The sequence below is a fragment of the Hymenobacter gelipurpurascens genome (assembly GCF_900187375.1).
In the GTDB taxonomy this organism is placed as follows: Bacteria; Bacteroidota; Bacteroidia; order Cytophagales; family Hymenobacteraceae; genus Hymenobacter; species Hymenobacter gelipurpurascens.
In genome coordinates this window covers 869290-888370 of sequence record NZ_FYEW01000001.1, presented here as the reverse complement: position 1 = coordinate 888370, position 19081 = coordinate 869290, and the positions used below count along the sequence as shown (strand labels likewise).

The 19081-nt window shown below is 57.9% G+C and carries 19 protein-coding genes; 13 read left to right on the top strand and 6 right to left on the bottom strand.

Annotation, left to right across the window (positions count from 1 at the left end; translation table 11 throughout):
* Positions 1 to 40: 40 nt before the first annotated feature.
* The 5 genes from CFT68_RS03700 (at position 41) to CFT68_RS03680 (ending at position 3850) form a co-directional block, all read left to right on the top strand.
* Entirely contained in the window at positions 41 to 400 is a 360-nt protein-coding gene (locus CFT68_RS03700; RefSeq protein WP_088842068.1) for a CoA-binding protein, read from the top strand.
* A gap of 173 nt (positions 401 to 573) precedes the next feature.
* Entirely contained in the window at positions 574 to 1002 is a 429-nt protein-coding gene (locus CFT68_RS03695) for a hypothetical protein (RefSeq protein ID WP_088842067.1), read from the top strand.
* Between the two features lie 260 nt (positions 1003 to 1262).
* Entirely contained in the window at positions 1263 to 1847 is a 585-nt protein-coding gene (locus CFT68_RS03690; protein WP_088842066.1) for an RNA polymerase sigma factor, read from the top strand.
* Entirely contained in the window at positions 1828 to 2679 is an 852-nt protein-coding gene (locus CFT68_RS03685) for a hypothetical protein (protein ID WP_088842065.1), read from the top strand. Before CFT68_RS03690 ends, CFT68_RS03685 begins: the two co-directional genes overlap by 20 nt.
* A 25-nt stretch (positions 2680 to 2704) precedes the next feature.
* A complete protein-coding gene (locus CFT68_RS03680; protein WP_088842064.1) occupies positions 2705 to 3850 on the top strand; it encodes a porin family protein in 1146 nt (381 codons plus the stop codon).
* A 109-nt stretch (positions 3851 to 3959) separates the two neighbouring features.
* Here the strand turns inward: CFT68_RS03680 and CFT68_RS03675 are convergent, their stop codons facing one another.
* On the bottom strand, positions 3960 to 4706 hold the full coding sequence (locus tag CFT68_RS03675; protein ID WP_088843658.1) for a TrmH family RNA methyltransferase: 747 nt from the start codon (positions 4704 to 4706) through the stop codon (positions 3960 to 3962).
* Here CFT68_RS03675 and tamL point away from each other — a divergent pair.
* On the top strand, positions 4697 to 7330 hold the full coding sequence (gene tamL / locus CFT68_RS03670) for a translocation and assembly module lipoprotein TamL (protein WP_170934688.1): 2634 nt from the start codon (positions 4697 to 4699) through the stop codon (positions 7328 to 7330). The genes CFT68_RS03675 and tamL overlap by 10 nt on opposite strands.
* Before the next feature lie 74 nt (positions 7331 to 7404).
* On the opposite strand, the gene CFT68_RS03665 is transcribed toward tamL, so the two are convergent.
* Positions 7405 to 9510: an alpha-ketoacid dehydrogenase subunit alpha/beta gene (locus CFT68_RS03665; protein WP_088842062.1), complete on the bottom strand. Its 2106-nt coding sequence runs from the start codon at positions 9508 to 9510 to the stop codon at positions 7405 to 7407.
* A gap of 235 nt (positions 9511 to 9745) precedes the next feature.
* On the opposite strand from CFT68_RS03665, the gene CFT68_RS03660 reads away from it, so the two are divergent.
* The 4 genes from CFT68_RS03660 to CFT68_RS03645 all read left to right on the top strand — a co-directional run bounded on the left by CFT68_RS03660 (position 9746) and on the right by CFT68_RS03645 (position 12817).
* Positions 9746 to 10273 carry a GNAT family N-acetyltransferase gene (locus CFT68_RS03660; protein WP_088842061.1) on the top strand — a complete coding sequence of 176 codons (528 nt, stop codon included), beginning with the start codon at positions 9746 to 9748 and terminating at the stop codon, positions 10271 to 10273.
* A 45-nt stretch (positions 10274 to 10318) separates the two neighbouring features.
* Positions 10319 to 11086, top strand: coding sequence for an outer membrane beta-barrel protein (locus tag CFT68_RS03655; protein WP_088842060.1), 768 nt, complete (start codon positions 10319 to 10321; stop codon positions 11084 to 11086).
* A 175-nt stretch (positions 11087 to 11261) separates the two neighbouring features.
* A complete protein-coding gene (hemF, locus tag CFT68_RS03650; RefSeq protein ID WP_088843657.1) occupies positions 11262 to 12224 on the top strand; it encodes an oxygen-dependent coproporphyrinogen oxidase in 963 nt (320 codons plus the stop codon).
* Positions 12221 to 12817: a phosphatase PAP2 family protein gene (locus tag CFT68_RS03645; protein WP_088842059.1), complete on the top strand. Its 597-nt coding sequence runs from the start codon at positions 12221 to 12223 to the stop codon at positions 12815 to 12817. Before hemF ends, CFT68_RS03645 begins: the two co-directional genes overlap by 4 nt.
* Positions 12818 to 12912: 95 nt before the next feature.
* Here the strand turns inward: CFT68_RS03645 and CFT68_RS03640 are convergent, their stop codons facing one another.
* The 3 genes from CFT68_RS03640 to CFT68_RS03630 all read right to left on the bottom strand — a co-directional run bounded on the left by CFT68_RS03640 (position 12913) and on the right by CFT68_RS03630 (position 15319).
* On the bottom strand, positions 12913 to 13119 hold the full coding sequence (locus CFT68_RS03640) for a hypothetical protein (protein ID WP_088842058.1): 207 nt from the start codon (positions 13117 to 13119) through the stop codon (positions 12913 to 12915).
* An 84-nt stretch (positions 13120 to 13203) separates the two neighbouring features.
* Complete coding sequence (locus CFT68_RS03635; protein ID WP_088842057.1) at positions 13204 to 13794, bottom strand: riboflavin synthase; 591 nt, start codon at positions 13792 to 13794, stop codon at positions 13204 to 13206.
* Between the two features lie 106 nt (positions 13795 to 13900).
* On the bottom strand, positions 13901 to 15319 hold the full coding sequence (locus CFT68_RS03630) for a sugar transferase (RefSeq protein WP_245815267.1): 1419 nt from the start codon (positions 15317 to 15319) through the stop codon (positions 13901 to 13903).
* 191 nt (positions 15320 to 15510) lie between these two features.
* Here CFT68_RS03630 and CFT68_RS03625 point away from each other — a divergent pair, with 191 nt between their 5' ends.
* From CFT68_RS03625 to CFT68_RS03615, 3 genes are all read left to right on the top strand, one after another.
* The gene (locus tag CFT68_RS03625) at positions 15511 to 16164 is read left to right on the top strand and encodes a protein-L-isoaspartate(D-aspartate) O-methyltransferase (protein WP_088842056.1); all 654 of its coding nucleotides are present in this window, start codon (positions 15511 to 15513) and stop codon (positions 16162 to 16164) included.
* A 172-nt stretch (positions 16165 to 16336) separates the two neighbouring features.
* Positions 16337 to 16855 (top strand): acyl-CoA thioesterase, encoded by a 519-nt coding sequence (locus CFT68_RS03620; protein ID WP_088842055.1) that lies wholly within the window; start codon positions 16337 to 16339, stop codon positions 16853 to 16855.
* A gap of 63 nt (positions 16856 to 16918) precedes the next feature.
* The gene (locus CFT68_RS03615; protein WP_088842054.1) at positions 16919 to 17743 is read left to right on the top strand and encodes a hypothetical protein; all 825 of its coding nucleotides are present in this window, start codon (positions 16919 to 16921) and stop codon (positions 17741 to 17743) included.
* Between the two features lie 87 nt (positions 17744 to 17830).
* Here the strand turns inward: CFT68_RS03615 and CFT68_RS03610 are convergent, their stop codons facing one another.
* Positions 17831 to 18970: a TlpA disulfide reductase family protein gene (locus CFT68_RS03610; protein WP_170934686.1), complete on the bottom strand. Its 1140-nt coding sequence runs from the start codon at positions 18968 to 18970 to the stop codon at positions 17831 to 17833.
* Positions 18971 to 19081 lie beyond the last annotated feature (111 nt).

Here is a 19081-nt window from a genome sequence, read left to right as displayed (position 1 = left end):
TCTGAACATTGACGACAGATGACGGCTACTTTCCTTAGTTATGAAAAAGACTCTCGTTCTCGGCGCCAGCGACAATCCTAACCGGTACGCCTACCGCGCTGTCCATCAGCTTAAAAGAAACGGCCACGAAGTAGTGCCCGTGGGCATCAGGAAGGGCCAAGTGGCCGGCCTGGATATCCATACCGACCGCCCGCAATCAGAGGGCGTGGATACCGTGACGCTGTACGTAGGCCCGCAAAACCAACCGGGCTGGTACGACTACATTCTAGACTTAAACCCCAAGCGCATCATCTTCAACCCCGGCACCGAAAACCCGGAACTGGAGGAATTGGCCCAGCAACGCGGCATTCAAACGGAAGAAGCCTGCACCCTGGTGATGCTGAGCGTAGGCCAGTACTAAGAACGGCCGCCAATTACAGCCGCCAGAGGTTAGAAACGCACCACTGTTTCTAGTCTTTGGCGGCTTTTTTATGCATATCCTTTTCGCTATAATTACAGCTCTATCAAGGCATACTCGCGGGCGCTCAGCCCACCACTCAGCCTCCTATTAATCTACAACTACTCCGTGTACTCATGAAAAATCTTCTACTGCTATTGGTGGGGTTATTAGCGCTGGCCGGCTGCGAAAAGAAAACCGGAGAGGTAGTGCCCAAGCATAAAGTATCTGTCTCGATTCAGACTAAAAATGCTTCTAGCGACTACGAAGCCCATATGCTGGTGCAAAAGCAAACCAACCAGAGTCTCACCACCGTCTATTCAAAGAGTATCCGGACGGGTTCCGATTCCTTTGTCCATGATGAAAGGCCAGTACCCGCCGGCACCACCTTTACGGCTCAGGTACAGTTCTATCCGGTAGTTGCCCGGCCCGGCACTACCCTATCTGGCTCTATCGAGGCCACTATTAAGGTAGACGGCGTGGTGAAAAACAACGTGGTCATTTCCGGCATCACGGCTCCCAACAGCGCCGGTTTGCGCACGGCTACCATCTCTACCACACTGTAGCCCGCCGCGCTTCCGCTTTTCAGGATGGTTACAACCTACTGGTCAGCCATCAGTCCAACTATGTTGAGCTGGTGGCTGACCATTTTTTATTGATTGATTCAGAAAGCTATCTGTTAGATTTTCAGCTACTTTCTTTCATTGCACCAGGAAATGTTTGAATAGCGAATACTTTTTTCCTGGACCGAGGCAACCACACCCCAACAGGTTGCATCTAGCCCACCAAACGACTTGCTCCTGACGCGAACTTTACTCCTGCTTCCGTGACTGATGCTGACCTCATAGCCGCCTGCCGTCAAGGCAGCAGCCGCGCCCAGAAGCTGCTCTATGAGCGGTTCGCGGGCCTGATGCTGTCGGTGTGCATGCGCTACCTGCGGCGCCGAGAAGACGCTGAGGAAGCCCTGATTGTGGGCTTCACCAAAGTATTCCGGGCCCTGGACCAGTACCGCCACGAAGGCTCGTTTGAAGGCTGGATCCGGCGGATTATGGTGAACGAGGCGCTAGGCCTGTTGCGCCGCAAAGAGCCGCTGCACATGGCCATCGACGATTTGACCTACGATGTGCCGGCTACCGCCGCCACCGCCGAAAGCCAGCTCAACGCCGATGACATGCTGGCCGTATTGGCCGAATTGCCCGCCGGTTACCGCACGGTTTTCAACCTGTACGCGCTGGAAGGCTTTACCCACCCCGAAATCGGCGAACTGCTCGGTATTTCGGAAGGCACCAGCAAGTCGCAGCTTAGTAAGGCCCGGGCCATGCTCCAACGCCGCCTCTTGGTGGCCGCCGCCGAAGCCCGCCCTTCCTCCACCTCCTCAACGAAAGAAGTATATGCAACCGGAAGATATTGATAAGCTGTTTCGGGACCGGTTGGAGGGCCACGCGCCCACACCGCCCGCTTACCTCTGGAACCAGCTAGAGGCCGAGATTCAGCCCAAGCGCAAGCGCCCCGTCATGTGGCTGGCCGCCGCAGCCGTGGCCCTGCTCACGCTGCTTGGTGGCGCCTGGATGCTGCTGGTGCAGCAAGGCCCTACCAGTGGCCTAGGAGCCGGTGCGGTAGCTTCGGTAACGAAGAAAAGCCCCGCAAAAAAATCTGCTGCAACCCAGGCAACCCCCGCTTCACCTTCTCCATCTACCACCTCAGAAGCCCAGAATGAAGCGGCGCCCACTGAGGTGGCCATCTCAGAAGCTTCTGCCGCCCGGCCCGAGGGTGTACAACCGGCCCCCGCTGCAGAAACCCGCCGCACTGGCCTAGGCCACTCCCAGGCCCCTCGCTCTACGCCTGCTCAACCTCAAAAAGCTATGCTGGCCGCCGCCCCTTCTCGCCAGGCTGTAGCGCCTGCCACGCCCGCCCCAACTGCTCCGGAGCAGCGTGCGGTGGCAGTAGCTCTGCCCGCAGAAGTGGATCCCGCCACCAACACCTTAGCCCTGGCAACTGCGGCTAAGTCAGTACCCATGGGCCCGATTGAAGTAGAAGTACGCCCCTCCACGGTTGCTACCGCGTTGGCTACTTCTGATGCTTCAGACTATGGCCGCCGCCCACGACTGGGAGCCTTGCTGCAGCAGGCCCGCAACGCGGTGCGCGGCGACAAAGTGAGCCTGACGGATGCCGGCCTGCCGGAAGTGGTAACGGTGGAGGCCCGCCTAGGCAACCGCACGCTTACCAAAGTTATCCAACTCTAACGCTGCCTTTTTTCTCCCTTACGTCATGAAACGTATATCCTCTCTCCTCGCTCTGCTGGCCCTGGTACTTCTCTTGCCCGGCCGCCTGCAGGCCTCCGCTAGGCCTGCCACTCACCTCGACGACACCATCATCGTGAAACTGCCCAACCAGTCCACCATGACGCTGTTCGTGAAAAACAAAGCCCAGCTGCGCGAGATGCGCAACTACAAGCTCGACTCGCTGATCCTGCTGCTCGATGGCTACATCACGCAGGCCGAAGCCGCCGGCAAAACCTCCAAGTCCGATCAGGTGACGATGGAGTTCTACCCCGCCAAAGACCAGCCTGGCAAGAACGTGCCCGAGCAAATCCGCATCACGGTGCGCTCCGAAGACGGCAAAACCAACACCAAAACCATGAGCCGCACCGATGTGGTAATGGGCCGCGTGTTTGGCGTGACAGTATATGACAAGGCGGATGGCAAGGACGACGACCACGTATCGGTGCGCATCAGCTCCACGCCAGACTCCGTGAAGCAGGCGCAGCGCAAAGCCAAGCAGGAAGAGCGCGCCAACCGCGCCGTACACACCAGCTTCGATGTGGATTTGGGCCTGAATACGCTGGTGAACAAATCAGTGGGAGTGGGTGAAAACGCCCCCGACCTGCGCCCCGTTGGCTCCCGCTACCTGAGCCTGAACTACCACTACAACATTCGGGTAGGCAGCAAAGAGTCGCCCTTCCATATCATCACGGGTCCGGAACTGGCCTTCAACAACTTCATGCTCGACAAAAACTACCGGTTCGTGGACGATAATGACGTCACCACCATAGTAGCCGACGCTCGCAATCTGGAGAAGAGCAAGCTGACCATGACGACTCTAAATATCCCCCTGATGGCCTCGCTGCAATTCAAAGGTAAAAACGACCACGATGGGTTTCATATCGGCGCTGGTGGGTTTGCTGGCTACCGCCTCGGTTCTCACACCAAGCTGAAATATGAGGAAGAAGGCCGCACCCGGAAAGACAAAGACCGCGGCAGCTACAACCTCTCCGACTTCCAGTATGGCCTGCAGGGCAACATCGGCATCCGGGGTCTGGATCTGTTCATGAAGTATAACCTCAACGATGTCTTCAAGGACAACCGCGGCCCTCAGGCCCAGGCCCTGAGCTTTGGCATCACGCTGCTACACTAAATTTCCCAGCGCGTTCGAATAAAAGAAACAGGCCTAGCACGATTGCTAGGCCTGTTTCTTTTCCGGCGGTTGTGTTACTGGCAGCCTGTACCATCTCTAGGCCACTGCTTTACTCATGGCGGTAGAAATTATCCAGCAGAATAGCGGCCGAGACGGCCACATTCAGGCTCTCCGCCTGGCCGCGGCCGGGGATGTGCAGACGCTGCGTGAGGCAAGCCTCCACTTCCGGCGTGAGTCCGTGCGATTCGCTACCCATGATGAGTACGCCGGTGGGGCGTAGCGTGAGGCGGTGTACGTTGTCGCCGTGCAAGTCCGCGCCGTAGATGGGCAGCTCTGCTGGAAGGCTTTGGAGCCAGGTAGGCAGTTCGCGTTGCCAGATGGATACTCTAGTAAAGGAGCCCATGGTAGCCGCTACGGTTTTGGGCGCCCAGGGGTCAGCGCAGGTGTCGGAGCAGATGACGCCGGCCAGGCCGTACCAGTCGGCCAGCCGAATGAGGGTGCCTACGTTGCCGGGGTCGCGCACCTGGTCCAGGGCCAGCAGTAAGCTTCCGGGCTCGGGTTGCAGGGGCGTTTCCTGGGGCAAACGGGCAATGGCTAGCGCCGTATTATTATTGGCTAGCGTACCGAGTTTCGTAAGTTCGTCTTCCGAGACAATATCCACGGGCACTCCTTGGGGAAGCTCCTCCCGGATTTTCTCGGCAAATTCAGACGTAACAATCAACCGTTCCGTTAGAAGTCCGGAACTTAGCAACTCTCGTACGCTTTTGCCGCCTTCCACCAGGAAAGCGTCGTGCCGAAGTCGATACTTCTTCAGGTGCAGCGCGTGCACGTATTTCGCTACTGCTTTTGAAACCATATTCACTGCTTAACGAGGCCCCCACTACGGGGCTTTTTTCGGGAAAGAAAACGCGGTCTGCCTTGGGTGGACTGCTGCTGCTGAGTGGCCTAGCGGGCTGTTCGCCGCTGCGCCTGCTTCAGCCAGGCCAGCGCCTGCTCAGCCGCGTGAAGGTGGAAGGCCTTGATAAAGCCGACCCGGAACGCCTGCAGGCTCTCACGCAGCAAAAGCCCAACAGCACGTTTCCGCTGCCAAAGCTAGCAATCTATCAGCTAGGCCGTAAATTCTATAACCCAGAAAAGCTGCAGCGCAAACTCGAGGAAGACCGCACCCACTACACCCAGCTCATTCAGGCCGCCGGCACCGACTCCGTTAAAGTGGGCAAGCTGCTGACCAAGCGCGACCGGCACGTGCGGCGGCACCAGCTGGCGCTGGACAAGGGCAACGCCATTATGCGCCTCGGGGAGGCGCCCGTCATCTACGACTCGGCTCTTACCAGGGCCAGTGTAGGCCAGATGGAGACCTTTCTCAAGTCGAAGGGGTTTTTCCGTAGTGGCGTTTCCGCTACGGATATAGTACCTACCAAGCTGTTTTCGCCCTTCCGGATATTCACGCTGCGCAGTCCTTTCCACACGGAGCCGCGCCGCGTCACGGTGGTGTACCGCGTACAGGAAAACGAGCCCTTCCACTACAGCCAGCTCGACTACGATATTCAGGACACCGCCGTGGCCCGGCGGGTGCTGCTGAGCTTGCCCCAAAGCCTGCTGCACGTCGGCGACCAATATGATGAGGAAACCATCGGCAATGAGCGCGGTCGGATTGAAGACCTGCTCAAAAACCAAGGTTTCTATGATTTCAGGTCACAGTATATCACCCTGGAGGCCGATACCAGCTTTGCCCCTACCACGGTGCGGCTGCGCACCATCGTCAGCAAACCAACGCGCGGCGAGCACCACCGCCTCTACACCGTTCGGCGGGTAAATTTCCTGACCGACGCGGGCCTGGTGCGCTTCGGGCAGCAGCGCGATACGCTGGTGCGCAATGGGGTAAACTACCTGGCCTACCAGCACAAGTTCAGTACCCGCACCCTCGATAATAAGCTGGCCGTGCGGCCCGGTGAGCCCTATAGCCTCCAGAACACCCAGCTCACCCAGCGCCAGCTCTCCAACCTGGATATGTTCCGCTTCAGCACCGTCACGTACCGGCGGGTGCGCGGCGAAGAGGCCCCTACCGACTCCACCAGTGGCCTACTGGATGCTACCATCAATGCATCACCAGCCAAGAAATACCAGGAGACAGTCGAATTTGGGGGAACGGTGGTAGCGCAGCAAGTGGGGCCTTTTGGTAATGTAAGGCTCAAAGTGCGCAATGTGTTTGGCGGCGCAGAGGTGCTGGAATTTGGTGTACGGGCTGGTATTGAGGGGCAGTTTAGCGCCGTAGGCCAGGTAGATGGTGTACCGAAAAGCGTTCTTACCACGCAGTTGGGTGGCAACGTCAACCTCGTGCTACCTCAGTTTTTAGTGCCATGGCGCCCCAATCGGTTCTTATCCCAATACAACCCGCGCACCCGCTTCAACGCCACCTACACCTATGTAAATCGGCCCGAATATTCACGCACAAACGCGGAGGGCACTTTCGACTACATCTGGCAGCGCACCCCCTACCATCAATACGTTCTTACGCCTATTGACATCAGTATTATCCGGACGGCTACGATTGACACGGCCTTCTCCAACTATTTGCAGCGGCTGCTGATCAACCAGGGCTCTCCGCTCTATCGGAGTTTCGATAATCTCTATGTCCCGAGCTTCAACGCCACATCCCTATATAACTCCAATGATTTCAACGAAACGCGTGACGCCAAATATCTGCGCCTTTTTGCAGAAGTTGGGGGAATAACGCGCGGGTTATTTCAGAAAGAACCATTAACCAACTACCGCGACGAACCCAAGGCTAACCGCCTCAAAATCTATGATTTTGCAAAGTTCACGGTCGATTACCGGCGGTATCATAAGCTGACTTCAGATTCCTACTTCGTGTACCGCCTTTCGGGCGGGGCAGCAACAGCCCTCAGCACTACACGCATTGTAACAAAGGATAATCGCGAAGGCGGGAACGTCATCAGTGACGCAACTTCTTCCCTGATTCCGTACGATAAATACTTGTTTGCAGGCGGCAGTTCCAGTGTCCGGGCCTGGAAGCCACGCCGCCTGGGCACGGGCTCTTACACGCAGTACAAGCTCAACCGTGATGGTTCGCGGCGGTTGGATGAGAAAACCGGCCAGCCTATCCGCGACTATGACCTGGAACAGCCGGGCGAGCTGATTCTGGAAGGCAACGTGGAGTATCGCTTTCCTGTTTACAGCTTCATCAAAGGAGCTATTTTCACTGATTTTGGCAACGTTTGGAGCATCCGAAATGATCCTAGGCCAGGAGCGCAGTTCCAATTCAATCAGTTTTACAAGCAGTTCGCGGTGGGTTCTGGCATTGGTTTCCGATTCGATTTTACCTTCCTGATTCTGCGCCTCGATGTCGCCACGAAAGTCTATGATCCCACCGCTCCGGGTAACAAGTGGGCCATCCGAAAAATCAGCTTAAATGAAAACCAGACGGCTTTCAATCTAGGCATCGGGTACCCGTTTTAATGAAAAAGAGCAATGCATAAAAAAGTCCCCGACATGTAACATGTCGGGGACTTTTTTATGCATTGCTCTTTCCTCTAGTAGGCCAGTAGCTCGGCCAGGACCACGCCTACCTTCTCGGCGCTGGGAAGCATTTGCTTTTCCAGCTCCACATTCAGTGCAATAGCGGGTAGGTTAGCGGCGCCGAGTGTGAACACAGGCGCATCAAGCTGGCGGAAGCAGGTGCGCTGAATGCGGCCGGCCAGGCTTTCGGCGAAGGAGTTCATCAGCGGCTCTTCGGTGAGCACTAAGGCCTTGCCGTGGCGGCGCACGGCAGCTTCTACCGAGTCGTAGTCTAGGGGGTTGAGGGTGCGCAGGTCAAGCACTTCTACCTGGCCTAGGAACTGCTTGCTGGCGGTTTTGGCCCAGTGCACCCCCATGCCGTAGGTGATGACCACGCACGTTTCGCCGTTGCGCAGCTTTTCGGGGTCGGCTTCTTGCGCAATAGCCGCTTTACCGAGCGGAATGACGTAGCCCGCCGCCGGTTCGGTGGTTTTAGCGTCTTCGGTGCCGGGTACTTTGCTCCAGTATAGGCCTTTGTGCTCCAGGAGCACCACCGGGTTGGGGTCGAGGAAGGCGGCGCGCAGCAGGCCTTTCATGTCGGCGGCATTGCTGGGGTATACCACCTTAATGCCCCGAATGGTCAGCAGCGTGCTTTCAATGGAGCCCGAATGATACGGCCCACCGCCCCCGTAGGCCCCTACCGGCACCCGAATCAGGCTTTGCACCGGAAACTTGCCGTTGGAGAGGTAGCAGGATTTGCTCAGTTCCTCCACCAGCTGGTTGAGGCCGGGCCAGATGTAATCGGCAAACTGAATCTCCACGATGGCCTTGGCACCCACGGCACTCATTCCGGCCGTGCTGCCCACAATGTAGGCCTCCTGAATGGGGGTATTGAACACGCGGGCGTCGCCGTACTTTTTGGCCAGCAGCGCCGCCTCGCGGAACACGCCGCCCAGCTCGCCGCCCACATCCTGGCCATAGAACAGAGCCTCCGGAAACTCTCGCAGAATATCGTCTACGGCGTGCAGAGCGGCATCCACCATCAGGGCCTTGTCGGCACCGGCGGGGCTACGCTCTCCGGCTTCAGCTGTAACTGCAGGCGGAGCAAACTCATGGTCGGCGAAAGTCGCCGGGTCGGGTGCGGGGGCAGCCAGGGCACGCTGGTAGTCGGCCTCCACGGTAGCGCGGGCTTCCTGGCCTAGCTGTTCCAGTTCCTCTTCGGAGTAGCCCAGCTCCAGCAGTTGCTGATGAAAGCGCGGCAGCGGGTCGTTGAGGGTATGTTCGGCGAGGTTGTCGCCGCGGTACCACTCGCGGCGCACCCCGCTGGTATGGTGGCCTAGCAGCGGGCATTTGGCATGCACCAGCACCGGGCCGCGCGTGCGGCGGGCGTAGTCGAAAGCTTCTTCCATGCCGGCGTGGCTGGCCAGAAAATCGGCCCCATCAAACTGGAGCCGGTGCAGGCCTTTAAAGCCGGCGGCAAACTCGTAGGCATCCATGGCGCGCATTTCGCGGCCCGTAGCCGAGATACCCCAGTCGTTGTCCTGCACCAGATAGATAATAGGCAGCTGATGCAGCACAGCCATTTGCAGGGCCTCGGCCACTTCGCCCTCCGTCATGGCGCCGTCGCCGATAGAGCACAACACCACCGGCTGTTCATCCGCCGATGGCAATATTCCCTGGCCTTCCAGATACTTGATGCCGTGGGCCATACCGGTAGCCGGAATGGCCTGCATGCCGGTGGCGGAGCTTTGGTGCGGAATGACGGGGAAGCCAGCCCGCCGCAACGACGGATGGCTGTAGTACGTGCGGCCACCCGAAAATGGGTCGTCGCGCTTGGCCATGAGCTGGAGCATCAGCTCATAGGGCTCCAGGCCGAAGCCCAGCAGCATGGCATCGTCGCGGTAGTAAGGCGCGGCGTAGTCCGTGGGGCGCAGGTGGAAGGCGGCGGCCAGCTGAATGGCTTCGTGGCCGCGGGCCGTGGCGTGCACGTATTTGGCCGTTACGGCCTTGTTTTCTTCGTATAAGCGAGCCAGCTCGGCGGCCGTGCGCATGAGGCGGTAAGCACGTTGCAGCATGGCGCGGGCGGGCAGCGGGGCAGTAAACTCAGTTTCCAGCGTCGTCGGGGTGGTTTGGGTTGACATGCGGGGTGGATGGGTGATGGGGCGAAATTACGGGTTCCGCAGGGAATGTGGGCGCGACAAAGAACAAGAGTTGCCATCAGCCCGGCATCTGCAGCAGCCCAACCGTTCTGCCCACGTCAGCAGGAGGCGCTAGGCCACTTGTTCTCGCGCTGCAAGGCCCTATGCGCTACGGCAGCGGATTAGCCGGAAGCACATAATTTTTCTGCCGCATCGGTGCGCCGCTTACCTTCGCGCCATGCTTTCTTCGCTCACTATAACTGCTGCCACCGAAGCCGATATTCCGGAAATGGTGGCCCTCATCAATAGCGCCTACCGCGGCGACTCGTCCCGCCAGGGCTGGACCACCGAAGCCCACCTGCTCGACGGCCAGCGCACCGATGCCGACGACCTCCATGACCTGCTCACGGCCTCCGGAGCCACGTTTCTGCTCGCCCGCACTACGGAAGGCCAGCTGCTGGGCAGCGCGTATCTGAAAGCCCAAGCGCCGGATTTATACTTGGGCATGCTCTCAGTTTCGCCGGCCCACCAAGCCTACGGCATCGGTAAGCAGCTGATGGCCGCTGCCGAATCCCATGCCAGAGGCCTAGGCCACTCCGGTTTACTTATTACCGTCATTTCCGTCCGCCACGAACTACTGGCCTGGTATGAGCGCCACGGCTTCCGGCGCACTGGCGAAACTGTGGAGTTTCCGCGGGATACACGCTTTGGTATTCCGAAGCAGGAGTTGGAGCTACTGCTGTTGCGGAAGGAGCTGGTGGTTTAATCAGTATTGAGTGGCCTATCAGTTTAGGTTCTGTAGTTTCGCAGCATGCGTTATCCTTTTACTCTAGCTATTGCCTGGGCAGCATGTGGCTTGGCTCACGCTCAAACTACTCTCAAATTTGGTCCTCGCATAGGAGGCATGGCTACCACCTCGGCATACACTTCTTACGACACACATAAATTTGTGCCCGGCTACGTTTTCGGTGCTGAGCTGGGTGGCCTAATGCAGGCCCAACGTGCGCATTGGGCCCTGCAGATTTCTGCACTATACGCGCAAAAAGGCTTTCAGCTGCAGGAAATCTACCAGCCAGCGGGCCGACCCACCGGTACTTCCTACCAGATCAAGGAAACCTACCGGCTCAACTACCTTACCCTGCCGGTAAACGTGGTCTACACGCAACACGCCACCGGCCAGGGATTTCAGGTGTTTGCCGGAGGCTATATGTGCCTATTGCTGAACGGTAAATGGGAATATGATGACAGATTATTAGAACCGCAACCTAATGGAGATGTATATGGCGCCGTATCTCTAAGCCATGAGAAAGAGGTGCGGCCAAGCCAGAAGCAACCTCCGGTCGTGGCAACTGGGCTCGACAACTACATCTACTCTCGTCGGGTTGATGCAGGAGTGCAAGCAGGCCTAGGCTACTGCTATTCCCATATTCTTCTCCAGGGGACTTACAGTTTGGGGTTTGTCAATCTGGCTCCTACCTCATTTACCGGAACCCTGGTTTATGGCCCCAGTAGTCCCAAGTCTTATGCTAACCGTGGCATGCAACTATCTGTTTCTTATCTATTGGGTAAAAACGAATAATTGAGTTTAGCGGTTAAAAGCAACTACCCCACTCTAGGCCACTCTCTCCCAAACCTCACCAAACCCTTACCTTTGCAAGATTAAAAACAGCGTCGGAACTGATTTTCGTCAGGTTATAGGTGGATTTCCCGGCGGAAGTTTGCCCCGAAACTTACCTCCTGCTGTTATGCTCACTATGTCCGCTCCCAACCTTACCACATTCCCTACAGCTGCTCCGGCCGCGCCTACGTTCCGCGCCAGCGTAGAGGCCTGGATGCGCCAATTTCAGGATTGGCTCTGCCAGCAGATTGAGGCGGCCGATGGCCTAGGCCAGTTCCAGGAAGATGCCTGGCAGCACCACGGTGGCGGCGGGGGCCGCAGCCGCGTACTTACGGGCGGTACTGTTATTGAGAAAGGCGGCGTGAATTTCTCCGCCGTAGAAGGCACCATGAGCGAGCAGGCGGCCCGCGTGCTGCTCATGCCCAACCCTACGTATTTCGCTACCGGCGTATCGGTGGTGCAGCACCCGCGTAGCCCGCGCGTCCCCATTTCGCATATGAACGTGCGCTACTTCGAAGCCGGCAACGGCGAAGCATGGTTCGGAGGTGGCCTAGACCTTACCCCGATTTATGTGGACGAAGAGCAGGCCCGTTGGTTTCATGAGCAAATTGCCGAAGTCTGCGCCCAGTTCGACGACGCCTACTATCCGCGCTTTAAGCAGTGGGCCGATGAGTACTTCTACATTCCTCACCGCCAAGAAACCCGTGGTGTGGGCGGCATTTTCTTCGACCGCCTTACGGTTGGTAAAGATGGCGACGCCGACAGCCTGTTTGCCTTTGTGCGCGCCGTGGGAGAAGTATATGGCCGCACCTACACGCACCTGATGCGCCTGAACGCCGAACAGGCCTACACCGAGCGCGAGAAGCAGTGGCAACTGGTGCGCCGAGGCCGGTACGCCGAGTTCAATCTGGCCATCGACCGGGGCACGCGCTTCGGGCTGGAAACCGGAGGCCGCACCGAAAGCATTCTGATGAGCCTGCCGCCGCAGTGCGAGTGGCACTATAACCTACAACCCGAGCCCGGCTCGCCCGAAGCCAGCACCCAACAGTGGCTGCGCAAGGGCGTCGACTGGGTTGTTGCTCCGCCTGTTTCCTCTTGATCGAACACCTCCAATCTCTCGACCGCAGCCTACTCGTTGCCGCCAATTCCTTCCACACCCGCTCCCTCGACACCTGGATGGTGTTTTTCTCGGAGCGGTTTGTGTGGTTTCCGGCGTACTTCGTCATCATTGTGGCGCTGGGCTACCTGTACCGGCGCCGCACTTTCCTGCTGCTGCCTTTGTTGGGCCTCAGCGTAGCGCTGGCCGACAGCGTATCGAGCCGTTTCTTCAAGCCGTACTTTGCCCGCCTCCGCCCCTGCCACGACCCCGACCTCTCCGCGACGCTTAACTTAGTGCATGGCTGCGGCGGGCAGTTTGGGTTTATTTCATCTCATGCGGCCAATGCGTTTGCCCTGGCCGTATTTCTAGGCCTGATCTTGCCGCGCCGATATCGTGTAGCGAAGGTCCTGCTGTTCATTTGGGCCGCTATAGTAAGCTACAGCCGCATGTACCTGGCCGCCCATTTCCCGTCTGATGTATTGGCCGGGGCCTTGCTAGGAAGCACCCTTGCCTGGGGCTGCGCCGCGCTATATCGGCGTGGGGCGGAACATTGGTGGCCTACGCTACCTGCAGCAGTTGAGCCAATTGTCTAACGCTTTTCGGTAGGCCTACCCGGCTCACTGTTCATACCCGAAAAAGGCCCTGGCAAATGCCAGGGCCTTTTTTTATCTCGTCCAACGAGTACTCGTTATTTCTTGGCTGCTGTGGACCGGCTTCCGGTATGGCCGTCGCCCCGGTCACCTTGGCCGGGCTTGCTGGTTACCTTGGAGTTTTTCCGATCATCACGAGACAGTGACAGGTGCAAATCATCAGACTTGGTGAACTGGCCGGCAGCATTGCGGCGCACGTAGCGCTTATCCCCTTCGGTAGGCTCTATCAATTCGCGTTTCGACATGGCGTGGGAGAATTGGTTACTCCCCCTGCTACGCAGCTACCAGTCAGCATGTTGCCATTGCAACATGGCTTAATTCTTCTGCTATTATTTACCGAGGAGCTTCGCTACGTACTTCCCCACGATGTCAAACTCCAGGTTTACCCGGTCGCCGGGGCGCAGGTCCTGGAAGGTAGTATGTTCGTAGGTATAGGGAATGATGGCCACCGAAAAACCATCATCCGTACTATTGAAGCAGGTCAGGCTGGTGCCATTGATGCAGATGGAGCCCTTCTCCACCGTGACGCGGCCGGGGCCAGCTTCGTGGCGGAAGCGGTACAGCCAGGAGCCGTTCTGGTCCTCCACTGACTCGCAAATGGCCGTCAGGTCTACGTGGCCCTGCACAATGTGCCCATCGAAGCGGCCGTTGGCAGCCAGGCACCGCTCTAAGTTCACGCGCCGGCCCGGCACCCACTGGCTTAGGTTGGTCTTTTGCAGCGTCTCATCAATGGCCGTCACTACGTGCGTATTGGCTAGGCCATCCACGGCTACTACTGTTAGACACACGCCATCATGGGCTACGCTCTGGTCAATCTTCAGCTCCTGCGCGAAGCCTGATTCCACTGTAAAATGGATATTAGTGCCCTCGCGGCGCACATCCTGAATAGTGCCGAGGGTTTCTATGATTCCGGTAAACATGCGGTTGATTTTTTGAGGTGCTGAGGCCGAGCGTGAAGAGATGCTTAGCCGCTTTAAACAACTCAGGAAAGAAAATGATTGAGGAGTGGCCTAGAACCTGGCTGCCTTACTTGCCACGTCCTTCAATAATGATTTTGAGCGTGTAGAGCAGCACCCGAAAGTCCATGGCCAGGCTCATGTTTTCAATGTAGAGGATGTCGAATTTCAGGCGCTCTACCATTTGCGCAACCGTTTCGGCGTAGCCATACTTTACCTGGCCTAGGCTCGTGAGGCCGGGCCGCACACGGTGCAAGTGGCGGTAATGGGGCGCCACGCGCATAATCTGGTCGATGAAGAACTGCCGCTCCGGCCGCGGGCCCACTATGCTCATATCGCCCTTGATGACGTTCCAGAACTGCGGCAGCTCATCCAACCGGACCTTGCGCATGAAGCGGCCCCACGGTGTAATACGCGGGTCGTGGTCGGAGCTGAGGGCCGGTCCCTGCTTCTCAGCGTCTACATACATAGAGCGAAACTTATAGATGCGGAAGGGGTGCCCGTGCCGCCCAATGCGCTCCTGCGAGTAAAACACCGGCCCCGGCGAGGAGAGCTTCACCATTACGGCCGTAAAGGCATACCCGGGCCAGGCCAGCAGCAGAAACAGCACCGAGGCCACTACATCTACGGTACGCTTCAGCACGAGCTGCCACACGGGCAGCAGATCCTGCTTGATTTCAATAAGCGGCGTCCCGAACACGTGGCTTACCTTCACGGAGCCCAGCAGCATCTGGTACAAATCGGGCAGAATACTAATCCGGGCTGGAGAGCCTTCCAACAGCGCCAGAATTTCCTCCGTAAGCCGATGCTCAGCGGGCTCGATGGCAATAATGACCTGTTCGATATGCATAGCCCGAATCAGGGCGGGCAGGCGCCGGTAGGTGCCGCGGGCCGGTAGCTCGGCCGCCAGCTCAGCATCCACGGTGTCGTTCGTGGGTACAAAGCCCACAATCTTTAATCCCAGGTGCCGCCCGGTGCGGCGCAGTTCCTGATAGGTATCGCGGGCCAGGGCGTTGGAGCCTACCAGCAGCGTATCGAAGGTAATGACGCCACCGCGCACGAGGTGTTGGATACTGGAAACGGCCCAAGTGCGCAGAACCGCCGTAATGGTAAAGTGAATCAGGAAATAGGCCGGAAACGTTTTGTAGTAGGCCTGGTAGTTCTGCACGCCTTCATCATCGAGCAGCAGCGCAAAGAAAATAACGACGGCTCCCAGGAAGGATACTCGCCCCAGCCGGATGATTTCTCCCAAACGCGACTTGCGAAAGATGTCCCGATACTCGCCAATCAGCGTATACAGCATCGTCCAAAAGGTTGCAATCATCAGGGCCGAGCCGGAGAGGAAAAACAAGGCGCCTTCGGTGAAGTGGTAGCCTTCCGTGATTTCGCGCAGCAGAAACTTCCGCACCAGAAAAAAACAAACCCATGCCAGTAAGGCCGCTATAAAGTCGGCGGCTATCAGCTTCAGTTTTTGGTAGGTGCGAATCAAGGGGGTACGAGCAGACCGGCCAGACCGGTAAAAAGGGTGGTTTTGTGGAAGCGAAACAGTAGTTTCGTGCTTTATTCTGGCTTTGAAAGCCCACAAGGGCCGGTTTCAAAGCCTGGCAAAGGTAGGGATTAGCCGCATTTCGCGGACAGGTCTAGTTTGCGCAGAAGGCCCCTACCACCTTTCGTACGCTCATGCACTCTGATACCTATCGGCACCGTGGCCTCCGCCGCACTCTTGTAGAAGAGCTTCGGCGCAAAGGCATCCGCGACGAGCGGGTGCTGACGGCTATTGGCACCGTGCCGCGCCATCTGTTTTTCGACCCTGCTTTCCAGGCGCACGCCTACCAGGATAAAGCCTTCCCGATTGGAGAAGGCCAGACCATTTCGCAGCCGTACACCGTGGCCTACCAGACTGAGCTGCTGAAGCTGACGCCTCAGGAAAAGGTTTTGGAAATCGGGACGGGCTCTGGCTACCAATGCTGCGTGCTGCTGGAGCTCACGCCCCACGTATATAGCATTGAGTACCAGCCGGTATTATTTGAGCGAACCCGCAAGCGGCTTGCGGCAATGCACCGTTCAGCGCACCTGTTCTGCGGCGACGGCTCGCTAGGCCTGCCCCAGCACGCTCCCTTTGATAAAATTCTGGTGACGGCCGGCTCTCCTTCCCTGCCCCGCCCCTTGCTGCGCCAGCTCCGTATTGGCGGCGCCCTGGTCATTCCCGTCGGCGACGCAAACACCCAACGCATGATGCGCGTGGTGCGGGAGAGCGAAGAGGAGTTTTCCCGCGAAGTATTCGAGGAATTCCGTTTTGTGCCTCTGCTAGGCCAGGCTGGCTGGAGGGAATAACTGCTCTGGGCCGAGAATACCAAGAATGCAGCTTCAGAGGTAAGCCCAATTGAAGAAAAGCTCAAAAGCTTGATTAAAACCCAGTAATAGCCATTGTGCGGAAAACCTGCGGCACACGGCGACTCGTCTGTATCTTTGCGGCTTCAACTGTTACTCCCTACTCCGCCGCCCAATGCGCAAACAAAAGCCCGTTAGAGAATCCTTCGTGAGCATGACCGAGCTGGTGCTGCCCAACGATACCAATACGCTCAACAACCTGATGGGCGGCCGCATGATGCACCTGATGGATATTGCGGCCGCCGTATCGGCGCAGCGCCACAGCAACCGCATCGTGGTCACGGCCTCTGTCGATAACGTATCGTTCCGGGAAGGCATCAAGCTGGGCAGTGTCGTGACGCTGGAAGCGCAGGTAACGCGGGCCTTTAGCTCCTCCATGGAAGTGCACATCAACGTGTGGGCCGAGGATATTCCTAGCGGCACGAAGGTGAAATCCAACGAAGCCTTCTTCACTTTTGTGGCCGTCGATCAGTCGGGCCGCCCGATTGATGTGCCGGATGCCTTAGCGGAGACGCCCGTTGAGCAGGAGCTTTACGATGGTGCTCTTCGCCGCCGGCAGCTGCGCCTGGTGCTGGCTGGCCGTTTGAAGCCCGACGAAGCTACCGAGCTGAAAGCCCTCTTCGATCTGGCCTAGAGGCCTAGGCCACTACGGTGGCTTATTTCCTCCTGTATTGCTTAGCTGTTTTGTGCCTGCGCTATGAATCCTGCCGCTGACCTCGCCTTTTTTCAGAACCTCTACGATGGAGTCTCGCTCTATGTAGTGCCCGAGCCGGCCAATGCGGGCGCTACGCCGGCCATGCAGCCAGAGGCAGCCGCAGAACCAAATCAAGCAGCGGTGCCGGCTCCTGTTGTGCCAGCACCGCCCGTGCAGCCGGCTCCCATTGCAGCTTCAGTCCCTGCAAGTGCAAGTGCGCCGACGCCCAAACCGGAGCCAATACCTCAGCCCCCCGTAGCGCCTGCCAAACTGCCTTCGTTGGCAAATATGCCTCTCCAACCAACTGCGCCACCTCCTGCGGCGGCAGTGCCCGAGCGGCAACCTGTGGTGCTGACGCTGGCGGAACTACCCGCCGCGGCAACTGCGCCGGCCGGACGCGTGCAGCCCACCCCAACCCAGTCGCCGGTAGCACATATCCCCTTTTCCACGCTCGGCAGCAACCCCAACGGCCTAATTATTCTGGTGCGTCTGCCCGAAAACGACTTCCGGAAGCTGCCGCGCAACGTCTTTCTGAATAACATCCTGAAAGCCATTCGGCTGATTGTGGAAGATGTAGTGTTGGTGAATATAGAGCACGCCTCTTATCCGGTGGCCCTTTGCACGCTCCGCCAGACGCTGGCGGCCAAGCAGTTTCTGGCTTTTGGTAAAAACCTGCTCGATGTTGCCGTGTACACCACCCAGCCCTACGAGCCTGTGCTACTCTTCGGCGACACAGCCTTCCTGGGGGCCGGAGAAATCAGTATGCTGGAATACGATGCCGGACGAAAGAAACAGCTTTGGCAAGCAATGCAGCGCATGTTTATGTAAAGCTCAGTTTCGATTAAAAAAGGAAAGAGCGGCCCGTCATGATGACGGGCCGCTCTTTCCTTTTTACTTAGGTAGCCACCTAGGCCACTACTTCATCAAAGACGCCAGCTTTTCTTCCAGTGCGTCACCACGCAGGTTCTTACCAATAATGCGGCCCTGGGGGTCCAGCAGAATGGAAGCCGGAATGGACTTGATGCCGTAGGTCTGTCCGGCGGCGCTTTCCCAGCCCTTCAGGTCCGATACCTGCGTCCAGGCCAGGCCATCAGACTTGATGGCTTTCAACCATTTGTCGCGGTCCTGGTCGAAGCTTACGCCGTAAATCTCGAAGCCCTTGCCTTTGTACTTGTTATAGGCCTTCACCACGTTCGGGTTTTCACGCCGGCATGGGCCGCACCACGAGGCCCAGAAATCAATCATGACGTATTTGCCCCGTAGGCTGGTCAGGGTTACGGGCTTACCATCCGGGGCAGAAAGGTTGATTTCGGGCGCTACCGTACCGATGGCCGTAGCGCGAAGCGGCTCCAGCCGGGCCACCAACGACTTGGTGTAGCGGGACTCCGGCTGTGTTTTCTTGAATTGCGTCGTCATCGAGTCAGCAAAGGCAAAATCCGCATCCGGATCAATCATGCTGGCCACCACAAACGACGACACAACCGAGCCGGGATTCTGCCGAACAGCCACTTTTAGCTGAGCCGTATTGGCGGCCTGCACGGCGTAAAACTGCTTTTCAATCAGCTTCATAGAGTCGGCGCGCCCACTTTGGCCAGCTTGGTTGTAGCGCTGTTCCAGGCGCGAGGTCTGGATTTTGGTTTGCTGCATCCGGCGGCTGATCTGCTGCAGTAGCTCCGAGTCAGGCGAGCCTTTCACCGCGTAAGTGTCGCTGAGCTTCTGCGCGTCGCCGGTCAGCGCTACGCGGGCACCGTTCTTCAGGGCAATCAGTACCTGGTTTTGGTCGGTGGTTTTCACCTGGTAGAGGCCATCTTCGGGCACAGTGCCCACAAACGTAAACTGGCCTTTGTCATCTACCGTAGCCGTATCGCGCGATACAAACTGGGTTTCGCCTAGTTCGGCCAGGTACACTTTGGTACCAGCGGGTGCGTTCTGCAACTGGCCATTTATCTGGTAGCTGCTGGCGGTAGCACCTGCGGCACTGGTGGTAGGAGTCGTGTTCTTATTGCAGGCGTTAGCCATGCCCAGCAGGGCGCCCATAAACAGGAAACTCTTCATTTTTAGCATCTTCGGAGTGCGCGTCGGCTGCGGGCCGACGTACCGTTTGGCAATAGACAGAGGTTGAGGTTGCAAGTTGCCATTTTCCCGCGTATTCAGCGGAAACTGACC